19 protein-coding genes and 1 pseudogene are annotated in these 24,058 nt (G+C 48.5%); 6 read left to right on the top strand and 14 right to left on the bottom strand.

Going from position 1 to position 24,058, the window contains the following annotated elements; genetic code table 11:
- Nucleotides 1-114: 114 nt before the first annotated feature.
- Complete coding sequence (gene yihF, locus AABJ99_RS22945; protein ID WP_039021160.1) at nucleotides 115-1,545, top strand: YdgA family protein; 1,431 nt, start codon at nucleotides 115-117, stop codon at nucleotides 1,543-1,545.
- Between the two features lie 40 nt (nucleotides 1,546-1,585).
- Here the strand turns inward: yihF and yihG are convergent, their stop codons facing one another.
- Complete coding sequence (yihG, locus tag AABJ99_RS22940) at nucleotides 1,586-2,518, bottom strand: acyltransferase (protein WP_338387463.1); 933 nt, start codon at nucleotides 2,516-2,518, stop codon at nucleotides 1,586-1,588.
- Between the two features lie 363 nt (nucleotides 2,519-2,881).
- Between yihG and polA the strand changes: the two genes are divergently transcribed.
- Nucleotides 2,882-5,668 (top strand): DNA polymerase I, encoded by a 2,787-nt coding sequence (polA, locus tag AABJ99_RS22935; protein ID WP_039021159.1) that lies wholly within the window; start codon nucleotides 2,882-2,884, stop codon nucleotides 5,666-5,668.
- Between the two features lie 350 nt (nucleotides 5,669-6,018).
- On the opposite strand, the gene yihA is transcribed toward polA, so the two are convergent.
- Nucleotides 6,019-6,651: a ribosome biogenesis GTP-binding protein YihA/YsxC gene (gene yihA, locus AABJ99_RS22930; protein ID WP_000183349.1), complete on the bottom strand. Its 633-nt coding sequence runs from the start codon at nucleotides 6,649-6,651 to the stop codon at nucleotides 6,019-6,021.
- 296 nt (nucleotides 6,652-6,947) lie between these two features.
- On the opposite strand from yihA, the pseudogene AABJ99_RS22925 reads away from it, so the two are divergent.
- The 3 genes and pseudogenes from AABJ99_RS22925 (at nucleotide 6,948) to hemN (ending at nucleotide 9,304) form a co-directional block, all read left to right on the top strand.
- Nucleotides 6,948-7,114: pseudogene (locus tag AABJ99_RS22925) on the top strand (hypothetical protein).
- Between the two features lie 118 nt (nucleotides 7,115-7,232).
- Entirely contained in the window at nucleotides 7,233-7,742 is a 510-nt protein-coding gene (gene yihI / locus AABJ99_RS22920) for a Der GTPase-activating protein YihI (RefSeq protein WP_001295266.1), read from the top strand.
- Between the two features lie 188 nt (nucleotides 7,743-7,930).
- Nucleotides 7,931-9,304, top strand: a complete 1,374-nt coding sequence (gene hemN / locus AABJ99_RS22915) for an oxygen-independent coproporphyrinogen III oxidase (protein WP_000116093.1) — start codon at nucleotides 7,931-7,933, stop codon at nucleotides 9,302-9,304.
- Nucleotides 9,305-9,532: 228 nt separating this feature from the next.
- On the opposite strand, the gene yshB is transcribed toward hemN, so the two are convergent.
- From yshB to glnA, 4 genes are all read right to left on the bottom strand, one after another.
- Nucleotides 9,533-9,643 (bottom strand): YshB family small membrane protein, encoded by a 111-nt coding sequence (gene yshB, locus AABJ99_RS22910; protein ID WP_000893994.1) that lies wholly within the window; start codon nucleotides 9,641-9,643, stop codon nucleotides 9,533-9,535.
- Between the two features lie 111 nt (nucleotides 9,644-9,754).
- On the bottom strand, nucleotides 9,755-11,164 hold the full coding sequence (gene glnG, locus AABJ99_RS22905) for a nitrogen regulation protein NR(I) (RefSeq protein ID WP_001353709.1): 1,410 nt from the start codon (nucleotides 11,162-11,164) through the stop codon (nucleotides 9,755-9,757).
- 11 nt (nucleotides 11,165-11,175) lie between these two features.
- On the bottom strand, nucleotides 11,176-12,225 hold the full coding sequence (gene glnL, locus AABJ99_RS22900; protein WP_000190577.1) for a nitrogen regulation protein NR(II): 1,050 nt from the start codon (nucleotides 12,223-12,225) through the stop codon (nucleotides 11,176-11,178).
- A 174-nt stretch (nucleotides 12,226-12,399) separates the two neighbouring features.
- Complete coding sequence (gene glnA, locus AABJ99_RS22895; RefSeq protein WP_001271704.1) at nucleotides 12,400-13,809, bottom strand: glutamate--ammonia ligase; 1,410 nt, start codon at nucleotides 13,807-13,809, stop codon at nucleotides 12,400-12,402.
- Nucleotides 13,810-14,181: 372 nt separating this feature from the next.
- Here glnA and typA point away from each other — a divergent pair, with 372 nt between their 5' ends.
- Nucleotides 14,182-16,005, top strand: a complete 1,824-nt coding sequence (typA, locus tag AABJ99_RS22890; RefSeq protein ID WP_000570668.1) for a ribosome-dependent GTPase TypA — start codon at nucleotides 14,182-14,184, stop codon at nucleotides 16,003-16,005.
- A gap of 90 nt (nucleotides 16,006-16,095) precedes the next feature.
- Here the strand turns inward: typA and AABJ99_RS22885 are convergent, their stop codons facing one another.
- From AABJ99_RS22885 to yihO, 8 genes are all read right to left on the bottom strand, one after another.
- Nucleotides 16,096-16,791: a Cof-type HAD-IIB family hydrolase gene (locus AABJ99_RS22885; RefSeq protein WP_039021158.1), complete on the bottom strand. Its 696-nt coding sequence runs from the start codon at nucleotides 16,789-16,791 to the stop codon at nucleotides 16,096-16,098.
- Nucleotides 16,788-17,645 (bottom strand): STM4011 family radical SAM protein, encoded by an 858-nt coding sequence (locus AABJ99_RS22880; RefSeq protein WP_039021157.1) that lies wholly within the window; start codon nucleotides 17,643-17,645, stop codon nucleotides 16,788-16,790. Before AABJ99_RS22880 ends, AABJ99_RS22885 begins: the two co-directional genes overlap by 4 nt.
- A complete protein-coding gene (locus AABJ99_RS22875; RefSeq protein WP_039021156.1) occupies nucleotides 17,642-18,880 on the bottom strand; it encodes an STM4012 family radical SAM protein in 1,239 nt (412 codons plus the stop codon). The genes AABJ99_RS22880 and AABJ99_RS22875 overlap by 4 nt, the downstream gene beginning before the upstream one ends.
- Nucleotides 18,873-19,745 carry an STM4013/SEN3800 family hydrolase gene (locus AABJ99_RS22870; RefSeq protein ID WP_032304189.1) on the bottom strand — a complete coding sequence of 291 codons (873 nt, stop codon included), beginning with the start codon at nucleotides 19,743-19,745 and terminating at the stop codon, nucleotides 18,873-18,875. The genes AABJ99_RS22875 and AABJ99_RS22870 overlap by 8 nt, the downstream gene beginning before the upstream one ends.
- Nucleotides 19,738-20,724, bottom strand: coding sequence for an STM4014 family protein (locus AABJ99_RS22865; protein WP_338387462.1), 987 nt, complete (start codon nucleotides 20,722-20,724; stop codon nucleotides 19,738-19,740). Before AABJ99_RS22865 ends, AABJ99_RS22870 begins: the two co-directional genes overlap by 8 nt.
- A gap of 60 nt (nucleotides 20,725-20,784) precedes the next feature.
- On the bottom strand, nucleotides 20,785-21,645 hold the full coding sequence (locus tag AABJ99_RS22860; protein ID WP_338387461.1) for an STM4015 family protein: 861 nt from the start codon (nucleotides 21,643-21,645) through the stop codon (nucleotides 20,785-20,787).
- 216 nt (nucleotides 21,646-21,861) lie between these two features.
- Entirely contained in the window at nucleotides 21,862-22,554 is a 693-nt protein-coding gene (gene ompL / locus AABJ99_RS22855) for a porin OmpL (protein WP_311023750.1), read from the bottom strand.
- Nucleotides 22,555-22,620: 66 nt separating this feature from the next.
- Complete coding sequence (gene yihO, locus AABJ99_RS22850) at nucleotides 22,621-24,024, bottom strand: MFS transporter (RefSeq protein ID WP_001279685.1); 1,404 nt, start codon at nucleotides 24,022-24,024, stop codon at nucleotides 22,621-22,623.
- Nucleotides 24,025-24,058: the final 34 nt, after the last annotated feature.

Below are 24,058 nucleotides of genomic sequence, written 5' to 3'. Positions count from 1 at the left end.
TTTTTTTATTATTTAATAAATATAAATACATTCTGATAATGCGTCCTGCCGCTGGACATTATTTCAGCATAAGTGGATATTCAAAGTTTTGCTGTTTTATCAGGGAATATTTATATGATACGTAAGTCAGCTACAGGTGTTATTGTTGCGTTAGCCGTAATCTGGGGTGGTGGCACATGGTACACAGGTACGCAAATTCAGCCTGGTGTCGAAAAGTTCATTAAAGATTTTAACGATGCTAAAAAGAAAGGTGAACATGCCTACGATATGACGTTAAGTTATAAAAACTTTGACAAAGGCTTTTTTAATTCTCATTTTCAAATGCAAATGACATTTGATAACGGTGCACCCGATCTCAATATCAAGCCAGGCCAGAAAGTTGCATTTGATGTGGATGTTGAGCACGGTCCGTTGCCCATCACAATGTTAATGCGTGGTAATGTCATCCCCGCACTGGCAGCGGCAAAAGTGAACTTAGTGAATAATGAACTGACACAACCGCTATTTATCGCCGCAAAAAATAAATCGCCCGTGGAAGCGACATTGCGATTCGCGTTTGGTGGCTCATTCTCCACGACATTAGATGTTGCCCCTGCAAAATATGGAAAGTTTTCTTTTGGTGAGGGCCAGTTTACTTTTAATGGTGATGGTAGTTCATTGTCTAATCTGGATATTGAAGGCAAAGTCGAAGATCTTGTTCTGGAATTATCGCCATTGAATAAAGTAACGGCGAAAAGTTTTACCATTGATTCTCTAACGCGATTAGAAGAAAAGAAATTTCCGGTTGGCGAAAGCGAGTCGAAATTCAATCAGATTAACATTATCAATCAGGGAGAAGACGTTGCCCAAATCGATGCTTTCGTTGCAAAAACCAGGCTGGATCGCGTTAAAGACAAAGATTATATCAATGTCAATCTGACCTACGAACTTGATAAGTTAACAAAAGGAAATCAGCAACTCGGTAGTGGTGAGTGGTCCTTGATTGCGGAATCTATTGATCCCTCAGCGGTGCGCCAATTTATCATTCAGTATAACATTGCGATGCAGAAGCAGCTTGCTGCACACCCTGAGTTAGCAAACGATGAAGTTGCTCTGCAAGAAGTGAATGCTGCATTGTTCAAAGAGTATTTACCGTTATTACAAAAAAGTGAGCCGACCATTAAACAACCGGTAAGATGGAAGAACGCACTCGGCGAACTAAATGCCAATCTGGATATCAGTATTGCCGACCCAGCCAAATCCTCATCATCCACAAACAAAGATATTAAATCGCTCAATTTTGATGTGAAGTTACCGCTTAATGTCGTCACAGAAACCGCAAAACAGCTTAATTTATCTGAAGGGATGGATGCGGAAAAAGCGCAAAAGCAGGCTGATAAACAAATCAGCGGGATGATGACATTAGGTCAGATGTTTCAGTTAATCACGATTGACAACAATACCGCCTCGCTGCAACTGCGTTATACACCGGGTAAAGTTGTTTTTAACGGACAGGAGATGAGCGAAGAAGAATTTATGTCTCGTGCCGGACGTTTTGTTCATTAAAATACTCACTCGCCTCTGCTCATTCAGAGGCGAGCAAAATTTACTTGTCCTGCCGCTGTGATGACATCAACGACGTCAGAAGCCGGTCTTTTTCCTGCCACAGTGAGTTCAGCCATTGCTGAAAATGGCGCTTAAAGCTTTTGTCATTGATGTAGTCGCCATGTAACTCATCGGCAATAGGCTGCAAATCCACATGTACGACAATTCGCGTCAGTTTACCGCTTAACATATCGAAGAACGGCTGACGGTTATTGTCCGGATAACACAGCGTAACATTAAGCAGTTTATCGAATTGTTTACCCAGTACATTTAGCGCCATCGCAATGCCTGCCGCCTTTGGTGGCAACAAGTTTTGAAAAGTGGAGTGGGTTTGCTGATGTTTTTCTTGCGTGAAACGGGAGCCTTCAACGAAATTGACAATGGTGGTGGGGTGCAGGCGAAACTTTTCACAAGAACGCCGGGTGGTTTCAACATCTTTACCACGTCGTTCCGGATGACGTAATAAATAAGCGCGGGAATAACGCTTCATAAACGGCATATCCAGCGCCCAGCATGCCAGGCCAAGAAATGGCACCCAGGCAAGCTGCTGCTTGAGGAAATATTTATTCATCGGAATGTGCTTACGAAACAGCACGCACAGTACGACAATATCTGCCCAACTACGGTGGTTACAAATAAGCAGATACCAGTTCTTCTTACTTAACCCTTTCAGCCCGTGAACTTCCCATTGCAGGTGTGGGTTCAGATGCAGTAATACCGCCAGACTTTCACACCAGCAATACATCATAAAATCACAAAAACGCGAAACCTTTCGCCAAATGACTGGCACAGGTAGCAATAGTTTTACAATCCCGGCAATGATGATCGGGACGGAGCAAAAAATAGTGACCAAAATGGTCAATACGATACTCAGCAAAAGGGTTATCGCAGCGAGTATTCTCGTCATAATGAATTTATTCAAAAGGTTAGCCATAGACAGTGCGCTAAAGAAGCGCAAGGCGCCGATTTTAGCAGAAAACGCCCCAAATAACGGATGATCCTTAAGGAGAAAAATAATTCATATCTATCCACATTAGAAAAAATCCCATTATCACAATTATTAGGGATGGCTTTATATTTAACTGTATGAAAAGCAAAGACAAACATCATGCTGTAAAAAGCATGATAATAAATTAAAAGCGATGTAAATAATTTATGCACAAAGTTATCCACATGACGATTTGCGAGCGATCCAGAAGATCTACAAAAGATTTTCACGAAAAGCGGTGAAAAACTCATGTTTTCATCCTGTCTGTGGCATCCTTTACCCATAATCTGATAAACAGGCACGGACATTATGGTTCAGATCCCCCAAAATCCACTTATCCTTGTAGATGGTTCATCTTATCTTTATCGCGCATATCACGCGTTTCCCCCGCTGACTAACAGCGTAGGAGAGCCGACCGGTGCGATGTATGGTGTCCTCAACATGCTGCGCAGTCTAATCATGCAATATAAACCGACGCATGCAGCGGTGGTCTTTGACGCCAAGGGAAAAACCTTTCGTGATGAACTGTTTGAACATTACAAATCACATCGCCCGCCAATGCCGGACGATCTGCGTGCACAAATCGAACCCTTGCACGCGATGGTTAAAGCGATGGGACTGCCGCTGCTGGCGGTTTCTGGCGTAGAAGCGGACGACGTTATCGGTACTCTGGCGCGGGAAGCCGAAAAAGCCGGGCGTCCGGTGCTGATCAGCACTGGCGATAAAGATATGGCGCAGCTGGTGACGCCAAATATTACGCTTATCAATACCATGACGAATACCATCCTCGGCCCGGAAGAGGTGGTGAATAAGTACGGCGTGCCGCCAGAACTGATCATCGACTTCCTGGCGCTGATGGGTGACTCCTCTGATAACATCCCTGGCGTACCGGGCGTCGGTGAAAAAACCGCGCAAGCATTGCTACAAGGTCTTGGCGGACTGGATACGCTGTATGCCGAGCCAGAAAAAATTGCTGGGTTGAGCTTCCGTGGTGCGAAAACAATGGCGGCGAAGCTCGAGCAAAACAAAGAAGTGGCTTATCTCTCTTACCAGCTGGCGACGATTAAAACCGACGTTGAACTGGAGCTGACCTGTGAACAACTGGAAGTGCAGCAACCGGCGGCGGAGGAGTTGTTGGGGCTGTTCAAAAAGTATGAGTTCAAACGCTGGACTGCTGATGTCGAAGCGGGCAAATGGTTACAGGCCAAAGGGGCAAAACCAGCCGCGAAGCCGCAGGAAACCAGTGTTGCAGACGAAGCGCCAGAAGTGACGGCAACGGTGATTTCTTATGACAACTACGTCACCATCCTTGATGAAGAAACACTGAAAGCGTGGATTGCGAAGCTGGAAAAAGCGCCGGTATTTGCATTTGATACCGAAACCGACAGCCTCGATAACATCTCTGCCAACCTGGTCGGGCTTTCTTTTGCTATCGAGCCAGGCGTAGCGGCATATATTCCGGTTGCTCATGATTATCTTGATGCGCCCGATCAAATCTCTCGTGAGCGTGCACTCGAGCTGCTAAAACCGCTGCTGGAAGATGAAAAGGCGCTGAAGGTTGGGCAAAACCTAAAATACGATCGCGGTATTCTGGCGAATTACGGCATTGAGCTGCGTGGGATTGCGTTTGATACCATGCTTGAATCCTACATTCTCAATAGCGTTGCCGGGCGTCACGATATGGACAGCCTCGCGGAACGTTGGTTGAAGCACAAAACCATCACTTTTGAAGAGATTGCGGGTAAAGGCAAAAATCAACTGACCTTTAACCAGATTGCCCTCGAAGAGGCCGGACGTTACGCAGCCGAAGATGCCGATGTCACCTTGCAGCTGCATCTGAAAATGTGGCCGGATCTGCAAAAACACAAAGGGCCGTTGAACGTCTTCGAGAACATCGAAATGCCGCTGGTGCCGGTGCTTTCACGCATTGAACGTAACGGTGTGAAGATCGATCCGAAAGTGCTGCACAATCATTCTGAAGAGCTCACTCTTCGTCTGGCTGAGCTGGAAAAGAAAGCGCATGAAATTGCAGGTGAAGAATTTAACCTTTCTTCCACCAAGCAGTTACAAACCATTCTGTTTGAAAAACAGGGCATTAAACCGCTGAAGAAAACGCCGGGTGGTGCGCCGTCAACGTCGGAAGAGGTACTGGAAGAACTGGCGCTGGACTATCCGTTGCCAAAAGTGATTCTGGAGTATCGTGGTCTGGCGAAGCTGAAATCGACCTACACCGACAAGCTGCCGCTGATGATCAACCCGAAAACCGGGCGTGTACATACCTCTTATCACCAGGCAGTAACCGCAACGGGACGTTTATCGTCAACCGATCCTAACCTGCAAAACATTCCGGTGCGTAACGAAGAAGGTCGTCGTATCCGCCAGGCGTTTATTGCGCCAGAGGATTATGTGATTGTCTCGGCGGACTACTCGCAGATTGAACTGCGCATTATGGCGCATCTCTCGCGTGACAAAGGCTTGCTGACCGCATTCGCGGAAGGAAAAGATATCCACCGGGCTACGGCGGCAGAAGTGTTTGGTTTGCCACTGGAAACCGTCACCAGCGAGCAACGCCGTAGCGCGAAAGCGATCAACTTTGGTCTGATTTATGGCATGAGTGCTTTCGGTCTGGCGCGGCAATTGAACATTCCACGTAAAGAAGCGCAGAAGTACATGGACCTTTACTTCGAACGCTACCCTGGCGTGCTGGAGTATATGGAACGCACCCGTGCTCAGGCGAAAGAGCAGGGCTACGTTGAAACGCTGGACGGACGCCGTCTGTATCTGCCGGATATCAAATCCAGCAATGGTGCTCGTCGTGCAGCGGCTGAACGTGCAGCCATTAACGCGCCAATGCAGGGAACCGCCGCCGACATTATCAAACGAGCGATGATTGCCGTTGATGCGTGGTTACAAGCTGAGCAACCGCGTGTGCGTATGATTATGCAGGTACACGATGAACTGGTATTTGAAGTTCATAAAGATGATGTCGATGCCGTCGCGAAACAGATTCATCAACTGATGGAAAACTGTACCCGTCTGGACGTGCCGTTGCTGGTGGAAGTGGGGAGTGGCGAAAACTGGGATCAGGCGCACTAAGATTCGCCTGAACATGCCCTTTTTTCGTAAGTAAGCAACATAAGCTGTCACGTTTTGTGATGGCTATTAGAAATTCCTATGCAACAACTGAAAAAAAATTACAAAAAATGCTTTCTGAACTGAACAAAAAAGAGTAAAGTTAGTCGCGTAGGGTACAGAGGTAAGATGTTCTATCTTTCAGACCTTTTACTTCACGTAATCGGATTTGGCTGAATATTTTAGCCGCCCCAGTCAGTAATGACTGGGGCGTTTTTTATTGGGCGAAAGAAAAGATCGTAATGCCTGATGCTTCTCAGGCCTATGCCAGAGCCGGATACGCCACATCCGGCACAAGCATTAAGGCAAGAAAATTATTCGCCGTCCTGCGTTTCTTCTACAGGCTGCATCTCGCTAAACCAGGTATCCAGTTTCTGCCGCAGCTTGTCCACGCCTTGTTTCTTCAGTGAAGAGAACGTTTCAACCTGCACATCACCGTTAAACGCCAGCACTGCTTCACGCACCATATTCAATTGTGCTTTACGTGCGCCGCTTGCCAGTTTGTCCGCTTTGGTCAGCAGCACCAGAACGGCGATATTACTGTCTACCGCCCACTCAATCATCTGCTGATCCAAATCTTTCAGCGGATGGCGAATATCCATTAGCACCACCAGACCTTGCAGGCTCTGACGTTTTTCGAGGTATTCGCCGAGCGCGCGTTGCCATTTGCGCTTCATCTCTTCCGGGACTTCCGCGTAGCCATAGCCGGGCAGGTCAACCAGACGCTTGCCGTCAGCCACTTCAAACAGGTTGATAAGCTGGGTGCGCCCTGGGGTTTTTGAGGTCCGCGCCAGGCTTTTCTGGTTAGTCAGCGTGTTCAGCGCGCTGGATTTACCTGCGTTGGAACGGCCTGCAAAAGCCACTTCAATTCCGGTATCGGAAGGTAGGTGGCGAATATCAGGCGCACTCATCACAAAATGCGTCTGTTGATAATTCAAATTAGTCAAAGCGGTCGTCTCCGTCAGTCAAAGCTTTGCGGCGATTATACCTGAACCATAATAAAAGGCGGATTTTTCGGCGTGAGCGTTGTAAGTAAAAGCCATACGCTTTGTGAGACATTGCCGATAGTCTTTATGCGAAATAGCAGAGAAAATTCTGCGATGCATGTCAAATAAGCTATATAAATCAGTTAATTGCTTTTATATAAAACTCTGAAAATGTGCAAATACTGATGGCGGTTGATTGTTTGTTTAAAGCAAAGGCGTAAAGTAGCACCCATAGAGCGAGGACGCTAACAGGAACAATGACTCAGGATGAGGGTCAGGAGCGCCAGGAGGCGAAGACAGAGGATTGTCAGGAAGACAAACGTCCGGAGACGTAATTAAACGGAAATGGAATCAACACGGATTGTTCCGGCTAATGGAAAAACAGGGTGTGTTGGCGGCCTGCAAGGATTGTAAGACCCGTTAAGGGTTATGAGTCAGGAAAAAAGGCGACAGAGTAATCTGTCGCCTTTTTTCTTTGCTTGCTTTCTGTTAGATTCCGCCGCAAATCTATACTGAATAAAACGGCTAAAAGACGAACCATTATGAAACCATCATCTTCAAACTCACGCAGCAAAGGTCATGCAAAAGCGCGTCGAAAAACACGCGAGGAGCTGGATCAGGAAGCTCGTGACCGCAAGCGTCAGAAAAAACGTCGTGGTCATGCGCCGGGCAGCCGCGCAGCGGGCGGTAACACCACGTCAGGCAGCAAAGGCCAGAACGCACCGAAAGATCCACGTATTGGCAGTAAAACCCCTATTCCATTGGGCGTGACTGAAAAAGTCACCAAACAGCACAAACCGAAGAGTGAGAAACCTATGCTTTCACCGCAGGCGGAGTTGGAGTTACTGGAAACGGATGAGCGTCTGGATGCGCTGCTGGAACGTCTGGAGGCAGGCGAAACCCTGAGCGCCGAAGAGCAATCCTGGGTGGATGCCAAACTGGATCGTATTGATGAGTTGATGCAGAAACTCGGCCTCTCTTATGACGATGACGAAGAAGAGGAAGAAGACGAGAAGCAAGAAGACATGATGCGTCTGCTGCGGGGCAACTAACGGATTGCCGCCGTGGGCCTTCCCGTTCTGCTGATAACCCTTCCGGTTATATGTTATCTGGTGTGGTTATTCGTTAAACTACAGCGGTTGTCGCGGCGACAAAAGTGGCTGCGCAACCGGCTGATGACTCGAAACGGGCATCCGCCGGTACGCCGTAGCCGCCAGAGACGCCATCGGAAGGAGTGAGCATGTCTGTACAGCAAATCGACTGGGATCTGGCCCTGATCCAGAAATATAACTATTCCGGGCCACGATACACCTCGTACCCGACCGCGCTGGAGTTTTCAGAAGACTTCGGCGAACAGGCGTTTTTACAAGCCGTGGCGCGCTATCCTGAGCGTCCATTATCTCTCTACGTACATATCCCGTTCTGCCATAAGCTTTGTTACTTCTGCGGTTGCAATAAGATTGTTACTCGCCAGCAGCACAAGGCCGATCAGTATCTGGACGCGCTGGAGCAAGAAATCGTCCATCGTGCACCGCTGTTCGCCGGGCGTCACGTCAGCCAATTGCACTGGGGCGGTGGTACGCCGACGTATCTGAACAAAGCGCAAATCAGCCGACTGATGAAGTTGCTGCGCGAAAACTTCCAGTTCAATGCCGATGCGGAGATTTCGATCGAAGTCGATCCGCGGGAAATCGAACTGGATGTACTCGATCATTTACGCGCCGAAGGCTTTAATCGCCTGAGCATGGGCGTGCAGGACTTCAACAAAGAAGTGCAACGTCTGGTTAACCGCGAGCAGGATGAAGAGTTCATCTTTGCACTGCTTAACCATGCGCGTGAGATTGGCTTTACCTCCACCAACATCGACCTGATTTACGGCCTGCCGAAACAGACGCCGGAGAGTTTCGCCTTTACCCTGAAACGCGTGGCGGAGCTGAACCCCGATCGTCTGAGCGTCTTTAACTATGCGCATCTGCCGACCATTTTTGCTGCTCAGCGAAAAATCAAAGATGCTGACCTGCCGAGTCCACAGCAAAAACTCGATATCCTGCAGGAAACCATCGCCTTCCTGACACAATCGGGCTATCAGTTTATCGGTATGGATCACTTTGCTCGCCCGGATGACGAGCTGGCGGTGGCCCAGCGTGAAGGCGTGCTGCATCGTAACTTCCAGGGCTACACCACTCAGGGCGATACCGATCTGCTGGGGATGGGCGTTTCCGCCATCAGCATGATTGGCGACTGCTACGCGCAGAACCAGAAAGAGTTGAAGCAGTACTATCAGCAAGTGGATGAACAAGGCAATGCGCTGTGGCGTGGTATTGCGCTAACGCGTGATGACTGTATTCGCCGCGATGTGATTAAGTCGCTCATCTGCAACTTCCGTCTGGATTACGCCCCCATTGAGCAACAGTGGGATTTGCACTTCGCTGATTACTTTGCAGAAGATCTCAAGCTGCTTGCCCCGTTAGCAAAAGATGGGCTGGTGGATGTGGATGAGAAGGGGATTCAGGTAACGGCGAAAGGTCGCCTGCTGATCCGCAACATTTGCATGTGCTTTGATACCTATCTGCGCCAGAAAGCGCGGATGCAGCAGTTCTCACGGGTGATTTAAATGGTGAATGGCGCTTCGTTTACAAAGTAGAAAACGAAAGCGCCATCAATGTGCTGAGAACAAGATTGCTTGATGCGCTGGTTAAGAAAACCTGTTGAAATTATTGCTTTTGTAGGCCGGATAAGGCGTTTACGCTGCATCCGGCATCTGAGCATGATGCCTGATGCGACGCTGGTCGCGTCTTATCAGGCCTACGACTTTCTCCGCATCCGGCATAAACAACGAGCTTCAGCTAAACAGCCCAATCATCGCGGCACACAGCACGGCAGCAACAGCAGTTTGTGGTGTGTGGCTGTCAACTGCGCCACTCGATACCAGATTAATTATTGATTCCAGCATAATGACTCTCCCCGTTTTCCGGGCAAGATCATACTGAACTTATCGGAACAGTAAAGCGCAAAATACCAGCAATTTGCGCTCAATAATCAATCTTTACACACAAGCCGTGAATCACTCCATCCCCAGCTCTTTTAACTTCCGCGTCAGAGTGTTACGCCCCCAGCCGAGTAGCCGCGCCGCTTCCTGTTTATGCCCTTGCGTATGTCGCAACGCGGTCGTCAGTAACGTCCGCTCCAGCTCAGGCTGCGCTTCGGAAAGCAGATTTTGATGACCGGAACGCAGCGCTCTGTCTGCCCACTGCGCTAACAGCGTTGCCCAACTGTCCGGCTGTAATTGCGAAGGGCTTTCCGCTACGGTTGATTCAAACAGTTCGCCAGGCAAATCCTGAATCAACACTTCCTGCCCGGCGGCCATCACCGTTAGCCAGCGACAGGTGTTTTCCAGCTGGCGTACGTTACCCGGCCACGCCAGACGCGTCAGCGCGGCTTCGGTTTCCGGATGCAGCAACTTCGCTTCTACGCCCAGTTCGCGCGCGGCAACCTGCAGGAAATGGCGCGCCAGACGGGGAATATCTTCCCGACGCTCGCGCAGCGGCGGCAGATGAACGCGGATAACGTTCAGGCGGTGGAACAAATCCTCACGGAACTTGCCTTCCTGTACCCGCTGTTCGAGATTCTGGTGGGTTGCAGCGATAATCCGCACATCCACTTTCACCGGCGCATAGCCGCCAACGCGATAAAACTGACCGTCTGCCAGCACGCGCAGCAAACGCGTCTGCACATCGAGCGGCATATCGCCAATTTCATCGAGGAATAAAGTGCCGCCATCGGCCTGTTCAAAACGCCCCTGACGAATAGTATTCGCGCCGGTAAACGCGCCTTTCTCGTGACCGAACAGTTCTGATTCGATCAAATCCTTCGGGATAGCCGCCATATTCAGCGCGATAAACGGCGCTTTGGCTCGAGGACTGTGGCGATGCAGGGCATGAGCGACCAGTTCTTTACCGGTGCCGGATTCGCCGTTAATCAGCACGCTAATAGAAGAACGTGAAAGCCGACCGATAATCCGGAACACGTCCTGCATGGCTGGCGCTTCGCCGATGATATCGGTCGTCGGGCCGTTAAGCTGAACATTACGCGGTTGCTGCTGTTCCTGATAATGGCTGATGGCGCGCTCAACCAGCGCCACGGCTTCGTCGATATCAAACGGTTTGGGCAGATAATCAAACGCCCCTTGTTGATAGGCGCTGACGGCAGCATCCAGATCGGAATGTGCGGTCATAATGATGACCGGAAGCATCGGATGGCGCTGTTTAATCTGCTTGAGCAGCGCAAGCCCGTCCATTCCCGGCATACGGATATCTGAAAGCAGCACATCCGGCGTTTTGCTCGCCAGCGCCTCCAGTACTTCCGCGCCGTTCTCAAATGTCGTACAGGTTAAACCCGCTCCAGCGAGCGCACGTTCAAGCACCCAACGGATGGAACTATCGTCATCGACTACCCAGACTATCCCTCGTTGCATAAACGTCACCTTTATTTCCTGATAGGCAGGTAAACCGAGAACTCGGTATGACCTGGCCAACTGGTAAATTCAATTTTGCCTGAATGCTGATCAATCAAATTACGGGCGATGGATAAGCCAAGCCCGGTGCCACCTTCGCGGCCGCTGACCATCGGGTAAAACAGCGTATCCTGCAAATGAGGCGGAATGCCTGGCCCGTTATCTTCCACATCAATCCGCGCTGCCAGCCGATAGCGCTCGCCGTGTAAGGTCAGTTGAAACGCGGTGCGGGTACGCAGAATGATTTCACCACCTTCCGGCCCCAGCGCCTGTAGCGCATTGCGCACAATATTCAGCAATACCTGTTCAATTTGATCCGGGTCGTGCGCCAGTTCCGGCAGGCTGGGGTCGTAATCACGAATCAACCGCACGTTGTCCGGCAGTTCCATCGACACCAGCGTCACCACGCGTTCAGCCACTTTGTGAATACTTTCGGTAACGCGCGTACCGGGCAGTTGCGGCCCCAACAGACGGTCGACCAGATTTCGCAACCGATCCGCCTGTTCAATAATCACTTTGGTATATTCCAGCAGTGACGGGTCAGGTAATGCTTTGCTGAGCAACTGGGCCGCGCCACGTAAACCGCCAAGCGGATTTTTAATCTCATGTGCCAGGCCGCGCACTAAATCACGGGCAGCAACCTGCTGGGCGTGCTGTAGCTGTTCCTGACTTAATCGGCGCTGGTTATCCATCGGTGCCATCTCCAGCAGGATCATGCCGTCCGGCATACGCTGGGCCGTCACAGAAAGGATATGCGAGCGCCCGTCGATCACCAGCGTCACTTCGTTATCGGTAAAACCTTGCCCCGCCTCCAGACTTTCTTGCATCAGCTCGATATTTAATGAGAAGTAGCTCAACAGTTCCGGTAACGGCGTACCAAACAATTTGCGGGAGCTTTGGGCGAGTAGTTGTTGCGCGGCGGGGTTGGCGTAATGGATCGCCAGGTTGTCATCAATTAACAAAATACTGTTAATCAGCGAGTTGAGGATCTGCCCAGCATCGGGCTGCGTGCCTGTTGCCATAAAGCAGTCTCCTGAACAGGTTGCACCATTTTAGTGCATTATAGCTTTTTACGGATAAAAAGCGCGAAGCATCAAAGAAGTTACGGAGAAAAAAGCCCATGCAGAGATGGGCTGAAAGTTTCCACGGCAACTAAATCCCGGCCTTCTTAGCACCGGGTAGTACAACTTCAACTATTAGACGCTGTAGTACAGCTCAAACTCTACCGGATGCGGAGTCATACGCACGCGGTCATTTTCTTCGCGACGCAGAGCGATGTACGCATCAATGGCTTCGTCAGTGAACACGCCACCGGCTTTCAGGAACTCGCGGTCCAGATCCAGTTCGTTCAGTGCTTCTTCCAGAGAGCCTGCAACCTGTGGGATCTCTTTCGCTTCTTCTGGCGGCAGGTCATACAGGTTTTTGTCCATGGCTTCGCCTGGGTGGATCTTGTTCTTGATGCCATCAAGACCGGCCATCAGCAGGGCAGCAAAGCACAGGTACGGGTTAGCCGCTGGGTCCGGGAAACGGACTTCGATACGACGTGCTTTCGGAGAAGAAACCACTGGAATACGGATAGACGCAGAACGGTTACGCGCAGAGTAAGCCAGCATTACTGGTGCTTCGTAGCCCGGGACCAGACGCTTGTAAGAGTTGGTGGTCGGGTTTGCCAGGGCGTTAATCGCTTTAGCGTGTTTGATTACACCGCCAATGTAGTACAGCGCCTGCTCAGACAGACCTGCGTATTTGTCGCCTGCGAACAGGTTAACGCCGTTTTTAGACAGCGACATGTGGCAGTGCATACCGGAGCCGTTATCACCGAACATCGGTTTTGGCATAAAGGTCGCGGTTTTACCGAAGCGGTGCGCTACGTTGTGCACAACATATTTGTAGATCTGAATTTCGTCAGCTTTTTTGGTCATGGTATTGAAGCGGGTAGCCACTTCGTTCTGACCAGCAGTCGCTACTTCGTGGTGATGGGCTTCAACCACCAGACCCATCTGTTCCATCACCAGACACATTTCAGAACGGATATCCTGCGCAGAGTCTACCGGCGGAACCGGGAAGTAACCGCCTTTCACTGCCGGACGGTGACCTTTGTTACCACCTTCATATTTGGTGGAGGAGTTCCATGCACCTTCGATATCGTCGATGGCAACATGAGAACCGGAGATAGACGCGCCGAAACGGATGTCATCGAACAGGAAGAATTCAGGTTCTGGCCCGAACAGTACGGTGTCGGCAATGCCAGTAGAACGCAGGTAATCTTCAGCGCGCTTCGCGATGGAACGCGGGTCACGGTCATAGCCTTGCAGGGTGCCTGGTTCAAGGATATCGCAACGGATAATCAGGGTAGAGTCCGCGAAGAACGGGTCAATCACTGCTGTGGATGCGTCTGGCATCAGCACCATGTCGGATTCGTTAATGCCTTTCCAGCCGCCAATCGAGGAGCCGTCAAACATTTTGCCTTCTTCGAAGAATTCAGCATTCACCTGATGAGCAGGGATAGTGACGTGCTGTTCTTTACCTTTAGTATCGGTGAAGCGCAAATCAACAAACTTCACTTCGTGCTCGTTCAGCATCGTCAGTACGTGTTCAGCGGACATACTTTAACTCTCCTGGATTGGTCATGGTCGTCGTGGTAACGAAATCTGCAATTATTTTGGCCGTGTCGCCGTAAAAAAGATAAAGCGAAATCTGTGCCAACTTTTAAATTGCCCCTAAAAGGCGTTATCATGCGCACCATCGTGCAAAAGGGCTGCACCACGATGTTAATGTTGCACCAATATAGTGCTTCAATGGAAACATTAAGCACCATATTGGTGCAATGACCTTTGGATAACCCTTTTTATGCTCCGTGAAAGCGATCACAAAGGGACTCTGCAATACTTGTTTGCGGAGGATGTTTGTGATCCTGTTTTGTAGTGCGATTAATCCGTGTACAATAACGCGCTATTTCTAATGCCTGAGGCAAAGTTGTGATCGAAAAATTGCGTAATATCGCCATCATCGCGCACGTAGACCATGGTAAAACCACCCTGGTAGACAAGCTGCTCCAACAATCCGGTACGTTCGACTCTCGTGCCGAAACCCAAGAGCGCGTGATGGACTCCAACGATTTGGAGAAAGAGCGTGGGATTACCATCCTCGCGAAAAACACCGCTATCAAATGGAATGATTACCGTATCAACATCGTTGATACCCCGGGGCACGCCGACTTCGGTGGTGAAGTTGAACGTGTAATGTCCATGGTAGACTCAGTGCTGCTGGTGGTTGACGCATTTGACGGCCCGATGCCGCAAACGCGCTTCGTAACCAAAAAAGCGTTTGCTTACGGCCTGAAGCCAATTGTTGTTATCAACAAAGTTGACCGCCCTGGCGCGCGTCCTGACTGGGTTGTGGATCAGGTATTCGACCTGTTCGTTAACCTCGACGCGACTGACGAGCAGCTGGACTTCCCGATCGTTTACGCTTCTGCGCTGAACGGTATCGCGGGTCTGGACCACGAAGATATGGCGGAAGACATGACCCCGCTGTATCAGGCAATTGTTGACCACGTTCCTGCGCCGGACGTTGACCTTGACGGTCCGTTCCAGATGCAGATTTCTCAGCTCGATTACAACAGCTATGTTGGCGTTATCGGCATTGGCCGCATCAAGCGCGGTAAAGTGAAGCCGAACCAGCAAGTTACTATCATCGATAGCGAAGGCAAAACCCGCAACGCGAAAGTCGGTAAAGTGCTGGGCCACCTCGGTCTGGAACGTATCGAAACCGATCTGGCGGAAGCTGGCGATATCGTGGCGATCACGGGCCTGGGCGAACTGAACATTTCCGACACCGTTTGCGACACGCAAAACGTTGAAGCGCTGCCGGCACTCTCCGTTGATGAGCCGACCGTTTCTATGTTCTTCTGCGTTAACACCTCACCGTTCTGCGGTAAAGAAGGTAAGTTCGTAACGTCTCGTCAGATTCTGGATCGTCTGAACAAAGAACTGGTACACAACGTTGCGCTGCGCGTAGAAGAAACTGAAGACGCCGATGCGTTCCGCGTTTCTGGTCGTGGCGAACTGCACCTGTCTGTTCTGATCGAAAACATGCGTCGTGAAGGTTTCGAACTGGCGGTATCCCGTCCGAAAGTTATCTTCCGTGAAATCGACGGTCGTAAACAAGAGCCGTATGAAAACGTGACTCTGGACGTTGAAGAACAGCATCAGGGTTCTGTAATGCAGGCGCTGGGCGAACGTAAAGGCGACCTGAAAAACATGAATCCAGACGGTAAAGGCCGCGTACGTCTCGACTACGTGATCCCAAGCCGTGGTCTGATTGGCTTCCGTTCTGAGTTCATGACCATGACCTCTGGTACGGGTCTGTTGTACTCCACCTTCAGCCACTATGACGACGTACGTCCGGGTGAAGTGGGTCAGCGTCAGAACGGCGTACTGATCTCTAACGGTCAGGGTAAAGCGGTAGCGTTCGCGCTGTTCGGTCTGCAGGACCGTGGTAAGCTGTTCCTCGGTCACGGTGCAGAAGTTTACGAAGGTCAGATTATCGGTATTCACAGCCGCTCTAACGACCTGACTGTAAACTGCCTGACCGGTAAGAAACTGACCAACATGCGTGCTTCCGGTACTGACGAAGCCGTTGTTCTGGTTCCGCCTATCCGCATGACTCTGGAACAAGCTCTGGAGTTCATCGATGATGACGAACTGGTAGAAGTGACTCCGACCTCTATCCGTATTCGTAAACGTCACCTGACGGAAAACGATCGTCGTCGCGCCAACCGCGCACCGAAAGACGATTAATTTCGTTTTTTAGTCATAAAAAACCTGCCAGCGATGGCAGGTTTTTTGCTTTTGTAGGCCTGATAAGATGCGCAAGCATCGCATCAGGCGTCATCTGAAACCCTGTGCATCAAGAAAATCCGCAATAGCATCTGTGTTGTTGTGACCGATAACGCAGTCAGCGCAGGCTTTTGCCAGAACGCTGCCATTGCCCATCGCAATACCTTTCCCAACCATCTGCAACATTCCCGCATCATTATCGTTGTCGCCAAAGGCAATAATTTCATCCAGCGCGATATTTTGCTGCTGGGCATACCAGAGCAGACTTTTGCCTTTATCGCACCCCGCCTGAGTAATATCCAGTTGATGATGCCAGGACCAGCTACAGGCCAGCGATAATTCTTGCCGGGCAAATTCCTCTGTCTGGCGCAATAACGAAGCCTTGCGGTGCACCAGGCTAATCTGCAAAACAAAATCATTGTACGTATAAATATTTGGCTGCAATATTTGTTGTGAAAACCAGCGTCGTAGCTGTTCCACCTTTTGGGTATCCAGCGGCAGCGGACGCAATATTTGCCGCTGTCGTGGATGATAAAGATAACTGCCGTTACAGCAAATCATCGGCTCGGTTAACTGCAATTGCTGATAATAAGGCAGGGCTTCGCTGTGCGAACGTCCGGTGGCGAGGATAATCTTCACACCTGCCTGTTGCGCGCTTTGCAGTGCCGAAACAGACGCAGGGGAAATCATTTTCTTGCTGTTCAGCAATGTGCCGTCTAAATCGAGCGCGATTAACCGGCAGATCATAACGAGAAGATCCGAAAGCAGCGTTCAGCATCAAATTGTGAGAGGGCCGGAATATCCTGACGCAGATGATAAGCCAGATAACAGTGGCACTGCCGGGCCATACAGGCTGGAGATGAAAGTTGCTGCTGATATAAATTGCCGATTTTAATTTTGCTGATATTACAGGCGAAGAGATCGCCATCAGCATTCATAAACACGCTCTTTTTGCCGCCGATACAAAACTCGACATTCGCAGGCCAGAGGCTGGTTTCCAGATGATAAAGCGGGTCCAGCAACTGAAACTGGCTATTTCTTTCGTCGCTGGTGGGCCTTTTATCGCGCTCATTGGCGTTTAGCCAGAAATAGATATCGGCAGGAAGATGCGCGCGTAACCACTGGAATGTGTCGTAGTTGTCTACGCTGGCAACGGCCCCCACAGAACAAGTAATCCCCGCGTCCTTAATTGCCAGTATTTGTTTAAGGAAAACTTCTTTACTAACCTGGGAAGGATGAAACGAACACCATAGCCGCAGCTTTGCCAGATCCCCCTGATTATCCTGAATAGTCGCTATCAACGAGGATAAATTAAACGAGGCGTTGGTCTGAATACCCACCGCCTGCACATGGGAATAGCGGCTGATTTCCACCATCGCCGCCATATAATAACGATAACGCAATGCTTCGCCGTAGGGCGTAATAAATACATTTAATGGTGAACCCAGCGCCGGTAAATGTTCAACCATGCGCCATAATGCCGCTTCATCCTGCTGTTTATCATTGCGGTCTTGTTTATGAAAAGGGCAATAACCACAGCGATAATTACACGACTTTATCTCGCCGCGATAAATCAGCGTCTGGATCTGCTTGAGCGTCATCGTTTATGCGTCTCCAGCCTGCGAACTTCCGGGGAGATAAACAGCGGGCCAAGCTGGTCCGAAAGCGCTAAACCCTGCGCGGTGAGCAGAATACGATTATCCTGCTGGTGGCAGTAATCTTGTTTGATGAAATCTCCCAGCAGGGGAAAATCGCTTAATACCTCAGAGAAGAACTGATGCTGATAATCCCGTAACGAAAGCCCCTTATAGAAAAAGAGATTCTTGATAATAAAACGCCGCTTCATTTCTGCTTGTGAAAGTACATAGCCGTGGTTAATTTGGGTCTTATCTGGTCGGGCGATAAAATCCGTGACAATTTGCCGCGATGCGGGCTGGTTTTGCGACCACGGCGTGCAGTAATGTAAATTGCCAAGATAACTGCGCCCGCCCGCGCCAAGCGCCAGCGAATTTTCAAAGCCACAACTTTCAGCCGCCGAATCATTATTTACCCGCACAAAACGGCGCATTGACGTTTGCGTATAACCTTCATGCAATAAGCGATCGCGGGCTTCAATATAGAGGCTATACATATCCGGCTGGCGCGGCATGTTATACAGCGGGTACAAAAAAAGTTCGTCAGGCTGATAATCTAATGCCTGATTAAGCGACGCCATTAAACTTGCGGCTGTTTGACCAGGAATACCGTAAATAATATCAATATTGATTATCGGGAAATTACCCCTGCGCAGTAGCCCCAGCGCCCGATGGGCATTTACCGCGCTATGGCGGCGGTGTAATGTGGCAAGTTCCAGATCGTTAAAACTCTGAACACCAATACTGACGCGGCTTACCGCAAGCTGGCGCAATAACGCGACCTTTTCGGCGGTGGTATCGGAAGGCGATGTTTCAATTGCCTTAAAAATCTGCGTATCGACCTGTAATTCATCAAACACCCCGCAAAACAACCGTGACAGTTGCCCGGTATTAAGCAGTAGTGGCGTACCGCCGCCAATGGTAAAACTGGCCCAGTCTACAGGCGCAAGTTGCATTTGCCGGGCCTGGATAATAATTGCTTCTATGTAGTTGTCGATAAAGGCATTGTCTGCCCCCGTGCAGGTAAAGAGATTACAAAACCCGCAGCGGCTCTGGCAAAAAGGCATATGAATATAGAGATGTGTTTTATGCTCGTAAATACGCGATTTCACATCCGCAAAAGCAATATTGTTTAATTCCCGATAAGCGGTCTTATGCGGGTAACTGTACATATATTGCTGATAAATCGATTCATTATTCATGGTCTTTGCCGTCTAACACAAAGTGAAAATAGGGTACGGTATTCACAATCGGATGGTTAAAACTGTGGAAATATTTACCGTCTTCCCCGTAGCAGGTGCCATGATCGGAACAGAGAATAACTAACGTCTCCCGCCCGGTTTGCCGAAAGATATCGAAAAGTTTTTCGATTCTGGCATCAATATAATGCAGGGCAGCGGCGTGAGTTTCTACCGTATCGCCAGGTTTGGCATTTTCAATATAAAAATGATTCGGATAATGAATGGTGTCGATATTGATATACATCATCAGCGGCTGTTCAGCGTTCACCTTTTTGTTAATTAAGGTGAGCTGATTATCCATGCTCTCTTTCACCGTGCAGGAGAAATTAGGATACCAGTAACTCTCTTTAAACATCGCCGGGAACACTTTTCCCATCCCTGAGCGGTTATTAAAAAAGGAGACGCCACCCACGCAGATAGTGCGGTAACCTTTGTTTTCCAGCCCTTTAATCCACGTCTCTTCGCTGAACGCGAACGCATTTTTTGGCCCTAAACGACCTAAACCAATATCTTTCGGGAAAAAGAGCATTGAATGACCAGGTGCAGCTTCCAGCGGCTTAGGCATAAAACCAGAGAACATCGAATGATGCGAAGGCCAGGTAAAATTGCCAGCGGCTTCACACTTTATCCAGCGACCATAGCGGTTAATATTTGGTGTATTTCCCGCCTCTTGTTCCTGAAACGCAATATCAAAACGCAGGGAATCAAGCACCACAAACAGGATATTGGCTTCCCTGGCAATTAAATCATTCAGATTGATTTCGCCATCGCAGGAATGGATTGCCGTGCGGGTATTTTCCGGTACTTCGTCTGTTACGTTATACATGATGTTCTCTCATTACCTGAATCTGGCGTTGATAAATTTTGTTTTTTTCGCAGGTGTCCTGATAAATAAGATCGCCCTGGCCGTTAATTTCGATAATATAGGGTGTTAAATTTTGCGTGAGTAATACGTCAAGCCCGGCAATGTGTACGTCCGGATAGAGGTTCATGGCGTTGAGACAAAGCGTATCAATTTCAGCTACTTTTTCTGCGGATAAATTAAGATCGGCAAAACGGATAGCTTCATTTTGTAAATGCAAATTGGTGATCGGCTGTGATGATGTTCTGACAACCCGCCAGACGATTTCGCCATTAACGTACACTATGCGTAAATCGTAGTTTTTATTGCCCACCCTGGCTTTTGCCAGCCAGCGTTCGATAATATTGTCTTGTTGCAAAATAGTATTCACAATCAACGTAATATCATCGCTGTTTTCATAGCGGATAATGTGTTTACTGTTCACCAGCCTGTTACCTGCAACCTGGATGGCGCAATAAAGCACCTGACGGTTATCGCCGGGATGTAAACTCAATGCCAGCACCCCAGCGGCCCCTGATCCGAAATTCGGCTTAATAAACACGCGATAAACCTTCTCGTTGCGCATACAGGCGATCAGTTGATCGTTGCTACGGACATCATCCGCTAATATTGGCGGTGTCGGGATCGCGTGCTCGATTAATCGGTGTTTACAATGGCGTTTATCCAGAAGATGAATAATACCTTTTGGTGAGTTAATAAAATGGATTTCCCTTCTGGTAGCCATTTTTTGTAAAAAACTAATATAGTTTTGGCTAACTGTATTAATTAAGCGAATATCTGTTTCCTGATGTAAGGGGGGATCAATTTTTACCATGCCTTTATTTAAGGGCAGGGTAAGCGCTTGATCATAGCTTACCACGTTGATAGGTTCCTGTAAGCGTGACGCTGCCTGGCAAAAATAAAATGTGCGTTTGCTTTCAGGATGACCAATTAACGTAATCACGAAGAATTCCTTTTCTGTGATAAATAACAGGAGATGTTACCATCTCCTGTTATAGGCAGTTTATTCGGTAAACATGGGAGTCATATAAACTCTATCACTATAAGTACGCGGTTTATTTCTGTATGAGGCATCCACTTCGATCGGTAGCGTTTTCTGCAATTTTTCCTGCATTTTTTCTGTCAGGTAATGATGCTGCAAATCCAGCAGTTTCAGATGGCTAAGGCGATCGGCATGTTTGAGAAGATGCTCTGCACCTTCGTCGGTGAGTGTACCCCAAGAGAGTTCCAGCACTTCCAGTTGTGGAAGAATATCGCTCTCCAGTACGCGGCGGGCGATTTCGTTCTGTGCTTTACTGTTAACCAGGCCAAGATGTGTCAGGCTCGGGAAGAGAGATTTCGACGCCAGATTCATCACGATATCCATCGATGCATCAAAACCATAATCCTCAACGCCAATATAAACGATAAGTGTTTTTAACGCAGGCAGCTGAGAGTTTTGCAATGACGCGAACACGCCACATGGCGTACCGCCAGAGATGATTTCCAAATGCTCCAGTTTGTCGTGAGCGATTTCTCCCAGTTCCAGGCCCTGAGTACCTTTAATCGTCAACTTTTTCAGGTTCGGCAGCGCAGCATACAGACGGGAATAATCGCCTTGTTGGATCCATGAAATCTCACACTCTTCGCTTTCCATATCGCCGATAAACAGGGACTCAAGATGAGCAAAGCGTTCCGCATGTTCAGCAAACATGTCGATTATCGGTTGGCTACTTCCCTCATCCCAGCATTCACCCCAACTGCCAATAATCAGAGAGCGAATGTTGGGCAGGTCTTCATCGGCTAAAATATTATTGATAAATTCTTCTTGCTGGGTTTCATCATCCTCATCCCAATCCCAATCCATAAAAAATTTCTTTTCCATTTTCTCATTCCTTGTGGGTGTTGCAGTGGAAAAGATCTTACCGGGTAGTCAATGGCTTTGATAGAGAGGATGAGGAATATTTTATAATCAGTACAATTATATAATTATGTGAAGTTATTTATATTGTGAATGTTTGGGTAAAAAGCCGCTCAAATTTTTGGACTGCCCCCCCTAAAGTTGGACAGTTCATGCTAAGCGGATTTTTACATTTTCACATCAGAAGAAATACTTCGTTCCGATACGAATCTGGTTTTGCTCGCGGTGGTACGGCTCGACGTTGCGGTCTAACCAGCGTAATTCGAAATAAGGCAGCCAGTGTTCATTAATACGGTAACGGAAGGTATTAGTGATTTCCCAATGATGATCTTTTCCATTGCTGCTATTAAAGTCATTTACGCGCATAAAATAATGTGGCTCAAATGTATAGGAGAATTTATCGGTGATTTTAAAATTCCAGTAGGTACCAATTTCATAGGTGTCATTATTATCCAGTTCCCCGTTCAAATCTGTAGAGCTGTAATTATTATGGTTATAGCGATTACGCACCGTCAGGTTAAACCACGGACTAAATTTGTAGTTAACATCCAGATAAACAGCACCACCAGAACCGATACTCTTGTCATTAATTAAGCCACCGGGCTGGATGGTTAACTTATCGGTAGGTTTAAATAAAGGATACCAACCTTCAATTTCATTATAGCCATGTTTGAGTTCATCTTCTCTCTGAAAATTATAGGTATTGGTTAACATGATACCCGCGCCCATATCGAAGTTATAACCTACACGTAGCATAATTTCTGCCTGATCGGAGGCGAGATTATATGCCTCCCTGTTTTCAACATATGCGCCAGCGAATACCGATGCAGAGGTCAGAGAAGATAATAAAATTATTGCATTAATCTTTTTCATGATAAGTCCATTTTTTTACGTAGGGGGGCCGCCACCCATCAGGATGGAAATAGCGGCTATTGACATTTATAACGTTACGGAAGCAGTTTTTTCTTTTGTCTCAATCTCTTTATTTTTACGTTGGTTGATGTCCTCAATAATTAACGCAAAACGTTTTTCATTGAGCGTGTAAAAGAATCCCATCGTCAATGCAGCAATTATCGCCAGCGCACAAGGCCAAATAAAAATGAGCTGACGCAAACCCTGTAATGTTGCATCGCTTTGCGCGATGTTGGGAACATAACCGATTTGCGTCAGCATAATGCCTGGCAAGAAGCCAGCAAGTGCGGCTGAAATTTTACGAAAGAAGGTATAACCGGTATAAACAGAACCTTCGGCACGTATACCTGTTTTCCATTCACCATAATCTACGGTATCCGGTACCAGCGCCCAGTTCAGGCTGTTTACAAAGGCCGTACCAAAAAAGGCGACACAAGAGAACATGACGAAAGTGAAAGAGTTACTGCCCCAGAAATAATTCAGGATATCCCCCACCGCCCACAGCACCATGCCAGCTAAATAAACCTGTTTTTTACCAAAACATTTTACAGTTAATGGCACCAGCAATACGCCGATGAGGATGCATCCCATACTGAAGAATCCCATCCACGACAATAAATTAATATCATTCAGCACATACTGGGTGTAATAGACCTGAATTGCCAGTTTGATATTAAATGCCGCCAGGGTACACAGGTTAGCAATGCATAAAACCAGCAATGGCGGATTACGAAATATCGCGCAAAAAGATTTGAGAATACTGGCTTTATGTCCGGTTGGCGTCGTGTCCACATAATGCTCTTTGACGCCTCTGTAGCACAGCATCATAAAAATAAAGCCACCAATGGAGAACATCAGTGCCGCGCAGGCATAACCGACAGTGGAGTCAGAAAAAAGCGACTGCAATGGAATAAATGCTACGGTACAAATCAATAGCCCTATGGTTGCACCACCCTGGCGGTAAGCCGCAAGCTGCGCGCGCTCATTGGGGTTTTTGGTAATTGCTGGGATCATCGCGCCATACGAGCAGTTCATCAGACTGTATGAAAGTCCAAACATCATAAACAGCGCGGTGGCAATCGTCGTTTTAATCGGCAAACTAAAAGTGGTGGCGATAAACTGGAGCGTTGCAATTAACGCCGCCGGAACCGCTGCATATAAAATAAAGGGACGAAATTTGCCTTTAGGCCCAATATTTTTCCGCGAGTCGAGTAAAAATCCGGTGAGCATATCGGTAAACGCGGTAAAGAATTTCGCCACCAGAAAGATAATCCCGCCATAGTAAGCAGGCATCCCTAATTCATCGGTATAAAATTTGAGGAGATACAGAGTGCCGATGCTAAGCATTAAATTCGAACCGACGTCGCCCATGCCATAAGCGATTTTTTCCCGCAGATTCAGTTTTAATGTCAGTGGATTATGGTCAGACATAATCACTCCTTATAACGCCCCGCAGGGCGTTGTT

Source organism: Escherichia coli (genome assembly GCF_036503815.1).
In the GTDB taxonomy this organism is placed as follows: domain Bacteria; phylum Pseudomonadota; class Gammaproteobacteria; order Enterobacterales; family Enterobacteriaceae; genus Escherichia; species Escherichia coli_F.
This window is presented reverse-complemented; position numbering and strand designations above follow the sequence as displayed.

Coding starts and splice junctions, on each gene's coding strand:
- glnA (WP_001271704.1), bottom strand. CDS start 13,809: ATGTCCGCTGAACACGTACTGACGATGCTGAACGAGCACGAAGTGAAG.
- glnG (WP_001353709.1), bottom strand. CDS start 11,164: ATGCAACGAGGGATAGTCTGGGTAGTCGATGACGATAGTTCCATCCGT.
- yihG (WP_338387463.1), bottom strand. CDS start 2,518: ATGGCTAACCTTTTGAATAAATTCATTATGACGAGAATACTCGCTGCG.
- yihO (WP_001279685.1), bottom strand. CDS start 24,024: ATGTCTGACCATAATCCACTGACATTAAAACTGAATCTGCGGGAAAAA.
- hemN (WP_000116093.1), top strand. CDS start 7,931: ATGTCTGTACAGCAAATCGACTGGGATCTGGCCCTGATCCAGAAATAT.
- AABJ99_RS22880 (WP_039021157.1), bottom strand. CDS start 17,645: ATGACGCTCAAGCAGATCCAGACGCTGATTTATCGCGGCGAGATAAAG.
- yihF (WP_039021160.1), top strand. CDS start 115: ATGATACGTAAGTCAGCTACAGGTGTTATTGTTGCGTTAGCCGTAATC.
- ompL (WP_311023750.1), bottom strand. CDS start 22,554: ATGAAAAAGATTAATGCAATAATTTTATTATCTTCTCTGACCTCTGCA.
- polA (WP_039021159.1), top strand. CDS start 2,882: ATGGTTCAGATCCCCCAAAATCCACTTATCCTTGTAGATGGTTCATCT.
- AABJ99_RS22875 (WP_039021156.1), bottom strand. CDS start 18,880: ATGAATAATGAATCGATTTATCAGCAATATATGTACAGTTACCCGCAT.
- AABJ99_RS22870 (WP_032304189.1), bottom strand. CDS start 19,745: ATGTATAACGTAACAGACGAAGTACCGGAAAATACCCGCACGGCAATC.
- yihI (WP_001295266.1), top strand. CDS start 7,233: ATGAAACCATCATCTTCAAACTCACGCAGCAAAGGTCATGCAAAAGCG.
- yshB (WP_000893994.1), bottom strand. CDS start 9,643: ATGCTGGAATCAATAATTAATCTGGTATCGAGTGGCGCAGTTGACAGC.
- glnL (WP_000190577.1), bottom strand. CDS start 12,225: ATGGCAACAGGCACGCAGCCCGATGCTGGGCAGATCCTCAACTCGCTG.
- AABJ99_RS22860 (WP_338387461.1), bottom strand. CDS start 21,645: ATGGAAAAGAAATTTTTTATGGATTGGGATTGGGATGAGGATGATGAA.
- AABJ99_RS22885 (WP_039021158.1), bottom strand. CDS start 16,791: ATGATCTGCCGGTTAATCGCGCTCGATTTAGACGGCACATTGCTGAAC.